General features: G+C 63.1%; 4 protein-coding genes and 1 pseudogene. 4 read left to right on the forward strand and 1 reads right to left on the reverse strand.

All coding sequences use genetic code 11. From position 1 onward, the window contains the following. Nucleotides 1-801: ABC transporter permease (locus WA702_RS25505; RefSeq protein ID WP_425113313.1), on the forward strand; the 801-nt coding region annotated here is incomplete at its 5' end. 19 nt (nucleotides 802-820) lie between these two features. On the opposite strand, the gene gtdA is transcribed toward WA702_RS25505, so the two are convergent. Further along, a complete protein-coding gene (gtdA, locus tag WA702_RS25510) occupies nucleotides 821-1,858 on the reverse strand; it encodes a gentisate 1,2-dioxygenase (protein WP_425113314.1) in 1,038 nt (345 codons plus the stop codon). A 435-nt stretch (nucleotides 1,859-2,293) separates the two neighbouring features. On the opposite strand from gtdA, the gene WA702_RS25515 reads away from it, so the two are divergent. The 3 genes and pseudogenes from WA702_RS25515 to WA702_RS25525 form a co-directional block, all read left to right on the forward strand. Beyond that, a complete protein-coding gene (locus WA702_RS25515) occupies nucleotides 2,294-3,532 on the forward strand; it encodes a branched-chain amino acid ABC transporter substrate-binding protein (RefSeq protein ID WP_425113315.1) in 1,239 nt (412 codons plus the stop codon). A 222-nt stretch (nucleotides 3,533-3,754) separates the two neighbouring features. Continuing rightward, complete coding sequence (locus WA702_RS25520) at nucleotides 3,755-4,702, forward strand: branched-chain amino acid ABC transporter permease (RefSeq protein ID WP_425113316.1); 948 nt, start codon at nucleotides 3,755-3,757, stop codon at nucleotides 4,700-4,702. After that, nucleotides 4,699-4,913 (forward strand): annotated as a pseudogene (locus tag WA702_RS25525) (branched-chain amino acid ABC transporter permease); the annotation flags it as partial. The gene WA702_RS25520 and the pseudogene WA702_RS25525, both read left to right, overlap by 4 nt.

A 4,913-nucleotide genomic window follows, 5' to 3' on the forward strand; every position in this document is an offset into this window, starting at 1 on the left:
GCGACGGATGCCGGCGCTACGGTCAGGCCGGTCGGATTTCGCGGCGCAGGTTTCACGCCCAGCACCAACCGCTATGCCGGCTGGGCCGCGCTCACGATCATCGTGGCGCTGTGGCAGCTCGCGGGCACCCTGTCGCTGATCAATCCACTGTTTCTGCCGCCGCCTCTTGCCATCGGCAAAGCGCTCTATCAGCTCGCGATGTCGGGCGCGCTATGGCAGAATCTCGCGGCGTCCTTGCTGCGGATCGGTGTCGGCTGGGTGCTCGGCACCGCCGGCGGCATCGTTGTGGGCTTTGCGATCGGCCTGTGGCGCATCGCCCGCAGCGTCGGCATCACCTTCATCTCGGCGCTGTTCCCGATCCCGAAGATCGCGGTGCTGCCGCTTTTGATTCTCTGGCTCGGTATCGGCGAAGAGCCGAAGATCGCGACCATCGCGCTCGGTGTGTTCTTCTCCACCGCGATCTCGGTCTATAGCGGCGTCGATGCGGTGCCGCGCAACCTGATCCGGATGGCGCAGAGCTTCAACGTGCCGTTCGCCACCATCGTCCGCCGCGTGATCTGGCCGGGCGCGTTGCCGTCGATCCTCTCGGGCTTCCGGATTACAGCGTCGATCGCGCTGCTGCTTGTCGTCTCCGCCGAGATGATTGGCGCCGAACATGGGATCGGCGCCTTCGTGCTGCAGGCCGGCAATTTGATGCAGACCGATCAGTTGATGGCCGGCATCGTTGTGCTGTCATTGTTCGGGCTCGCCGTCGGCAAGCTAATCAGCCTGTTGGAGGCGCGGCTGTTGCACTGGCGGTGAGGCATTTGCCCGTCAGCCTTCAGGCATTCCCCCGATCTTCGCGGAACAGATCGAGCTTCTCCTGCACCGGGCGGTCGGAGAACGAGAACAATACGGCGTCCTCACTGGCCTCGTGCGTCATCCACTGCCAGCTCGGCACCACGAACAGGTCGCGCGGACCCCATTCGAAACTGTGTTCGCCGATCCGCGTCCGCCCACGCCCTTCGATCGCGGCGAACACGGTGGCATCAGTGGAGCGGTAGCGCGCGGTAGAAAAGCCCCTCGGCAGTAGCTGGATGAAGGTGCCAATGGTCGGCATCGCGTAATCGCCGTTACAGGGGTTGGAGAATTTCAGCTTCAGCCCGTGGCAGGGGTCCCATTCGTCGCGGCGGCGCGCCTGCTCGAGCGCGTCGCGGGTGTGGGCATAGGGATAGCTGAAGATCGGAGAGGTGCGTGAGCTTCGCTTGGCATCGACCGGCAGCAAATTGTGGCCGTAGCGCGAAAAGCTGTCGCCGGCGGGACGCGCGACCTTCTGCTGGTCGTCGCGGGCGCCTTCTGCAAAGGAAGCATCGAGGAATTGCACCAGCGGAATGTCGAGGCCGTCCAGCCAAAACATCGGCTCGGAGGTTTCGTTGCCATGGTCGTGCAAGGTCATCGACGGCGTGATGACGAAATCGCCAGCCTGCATCAAGGTACGCTCGCCGTCGACGGTCGTGAAGGCTCCGGTGCCTTCGAGCACGAAGCGCAGCGCGGACTGGCTATGCCGATGCGCCGGCGCGATGTCGCCTGGGATCACCATCTGGATGCCGGCATAGAGCGACGTCGTGATCTTCGACTGGCCGCGCAGGCCCGGATTCTCCAGGATCAGCACCCGCCGCTCGGCCTCCTTGGCGGTGATCAGCCTGCCGGCTTCCACCATGTAGTCGCGGATGGCGGAGAACCGCCAGAGGTGCGGACGGCATGCGCTCTTTGGTTCCGGTGTGATGAGATCGCTCATCACGGTCCACAGCGCTGTGAGGTTCTCACCGTGGATCTTCTTGTAGAACGCCTCGCGCTCCGGCGTCGAAACGGCTGCCATGGATGCCTCCCGGCCCTTGTTGTTGATCAACCGTATATGGCCGGTGTCGCCAACGTCAATTTCGACCGGCATGAGGACGGAGCCGTCGCCCTGATGTTGTGCCCGTGCCACCTGTCCCGCCGCGGGTGCAGGCCTTCGGTCGAGCAGCGACGGGGGCGCCGAACGAGGCAGGCGTCGGCATGGCGATGGTCCTGCGCATGCGCCCATGGCATACCACGACCGATCCGTGAACGGCGCCGGCATCGCCGAACGCGCATCAGAACAGCTGTCAAACTATCGGACGCCCTGCGCTCCGCATCCCATGATGCGCACCGACCTTAACCCAACGTAGGCTTGTCAACGCGCTGGCCGCCGAATTAAAGAGGGCCCGTCGCATTTCAATGATAAGACCGTCAAAACCGGTCTCGTAACGATAAACACAGAGGAAACCCAAGCATGCGCAAAATTCTCCTGTCAGCCGCGATGACGCTGCCGCTCGTCTTCGGCGCGGCGCATGCGGAAGATACCGTGAAGATCGGTTATATCGATCCGTTGTCCGGCGGCGGCGCCAGCGTCGGCGAAGGCGGCCTCAAGACGTTCCAGTATCTGGCGGACGAGTTGAACGCCAAGGGCGGCATTCTCGGCCACAAGGTCGAGATCGTGCCGATGGACAACAAGACCAATCCGCAGGAGAGCCTGGTCCAGGCGCAGAAGGCGGTCGACGCCGGCATCCATTACATCACCCAGGGCAACGGCTCGTCGGTCGGCGCGGCACTGGAGGATTTCGTCACCAAGAACAATTCGCGCAATCCCGGCAAGGAAGTGCTGTACTTCAACTATGCCGCGGTCGATCCGAGCATGACCAACGACAAGTGCAGCTACTGGCACTTCCGTTGGGATGCGAACTCGGACATCAAGATGGCAGCGCTGACCAACTACATCAAGGATCAGCCGTCCATCAAGAAAGTGTACCTGATCAACCAGGACTATTCGTTCGGCCAGTCGGTCCGCGCCGAAGCCCGCAAGATGCTGTCGGAGAAGCGATCGGACATCCAGATCGTCGGCGACGAGCTGGTGCCGCTGCTCAAGGTCACCGACTTCTCGCCCTATATTGCGAAGATCAAGGCCTCCGGCGCCGACAGCGTCGTCACCGGCAATTGGGGCCAGGATATCGCGCTGTTGCTGAAGGCCGCGGCTGACGCCGGCCTCAAGGTCAACTGGTATACCTATTACGCCGGCGGCGCCGGCGGCCCGACTGCGATCAAGCAGACCGGTCTCGACCATCAGGTGTTCCAGATCACCGAGGGCTTCGCCAATTCCGGCAACAAGGCCGCTGAGGAGTTCGAGAAGGATTTCCGCGCCAAGGTCAACCTCGGCCTGTGGTATCCCCGCGCGGTCAACGAGATGCGGATGTTCAAGGCGGCCGCCGAGAAGGCCAACTCGATCGATCCGGTCAAGGTCGCAGCCGCGCTCGAGGGCATGAAGTTCCAGGTGCTCGACGGCGGCGAGGGCTTCATGCGCGCGGAAGATCATCAGTTCTTCCAGCCGATCTACATCTCCTCCTTCGGCACCCTGACCGACAAGACCAAGGAGCCGTTCGACGAGGAGAACACCGGCTGGGGCTGGCACCTGGTGTCCAAGATCGACACGCAGAACACGATCGTGCCGACCACCTGCAAGATGAAGCGGCCGTGATCGACCACGTCGTCCCCGCCCTTTCACCAGCGGCGGGGATGGACGAGGCTGTACGGCGACTATCCTGGCCTCATGGTTCGAGACGGCGCTATGCGTCTCCTCACCATGAGGAAGCAGGGTGTCGACCACGAGACAAGATCCTTATCCTGAGGAGCCGGCCGGAGGTCGGCGTGTCGAAGGATGGCCGCGAGAAGGATGCGGAACGCGCATGATGGATGACCCGTGCTTGAGCTGATCGTCATTTCAACGCTCAACGGCGTTCTGTTCGGGATGCTGCTGTTCCTGTTGTCCAGCGGGCTGACCGTGATCTTCAGCATGATGGGCGTGCTCAACTTCGCCCATGCCAGCTTCTACATGCTCGGTGCCTTCTTCGGTTACCAGCTGACCAAATGGATCGGCTTCTGGCCGGCGCTGGTGATCGCGCCGTTGCTGGTGGGCGCGGTCGGCATGGCGGTCGAGCGCTACGGCCTGCGCAATACGCACAAGCACGGCCACGTCGCCGAGCTGCTGCTGACCTTTGGTTTAGCGTTCGCGATCGAGGAAATCGTATCGATGATCTGGGGCAAGAGCCCGGTGGATTATCGCGTGCCGACCTTGCTGGATTTCCCGGCCTTCACGATTTTCTCGACAAACTATCCCGCCTACAAGATGTTCATGCTCGCGGTCTCGGCTGCGATCTTCGTCGTGCTGCTGCTGGTGCTGAAGCGCACCCGCGTCGGCCTGGTCGTACAGGCAGCGCTGACGCATCCGTCGATGGTCGGCCATCTCGGCCACAATGTCGGACGCGTGTTCATGCTGGTGTTCGGCGTCGGCAGCGCGCTGGCCGGGCTTGCCGGCGTCATCGCGGGCCCGTCGCTGGTGACGCAGTCAGACATGGCGGCGCTGCTCGGCCCGATCCTGTTCGTCGTCATCGTGTTCGGCGGCCTCGGCTCGCTGCCGGGCGCCTTCATCGCCTCGCTGCTGATCGGGCTGATCCAGACCTTTGCCGTCGCAATTGACGGTTCGCTCGCCAGCGCCTTCGGACCGCTTGATCCGAGCCTCGGGCCATCACCGCTGACCGATATCTGGAATGTCACCATCGCCCAGATCGCGCCGGTCCTGCCCTATGTCCTGCTGGTGCTGATCCTGGTCGTGCGTCCGATGGGCCTGTTGGGGACGCGCGAAACATGATCGACGCCGCGACCTCCACGCCCGACATGCTCAAGCAACGATCCGGCGGCGCCCTGCGCTTCTATGCAATCTGGCTGATCGCCGCCGTCGCGCTCGTCGTGCTGCCGCTTATATTCTCCTCCGGCGGCTCGCTGACGACGTTCAGCCTGATCGGCATCGCCATCATCTTCGCGCTGTCCTACAACATCCTGCTCGGCCAGACCGGGCTGCT

The sequence above is a fragment of the Bradyrhizobium sp. genome (assembly GCF_049798375.1).
Taxonomy (GTDB): domain Bacteria; phylum Pseudomonadota; class Alphaproteobacteria; order Rhizobiales; family Xanthobacteraceae; genus Bradyrhizobium.

Excerpts from the sequence above, each read along its gene's own strand:
- gtdA (WP_425113314.1), bottom strand. The coding sequence starts at position 1,858 with ATGGCAGCCGTTTCGACGCCGGAGCGCGAGGCGTTCTACAAGAAGATC.
- WA702_RS25515 (WP_425113315.1), top strand. The coding sequence starts at position 2,294 with ATGCGCAAAATTCTCCTGTCAGCCGCGATGACGCTGCCGCTCGTCTTC.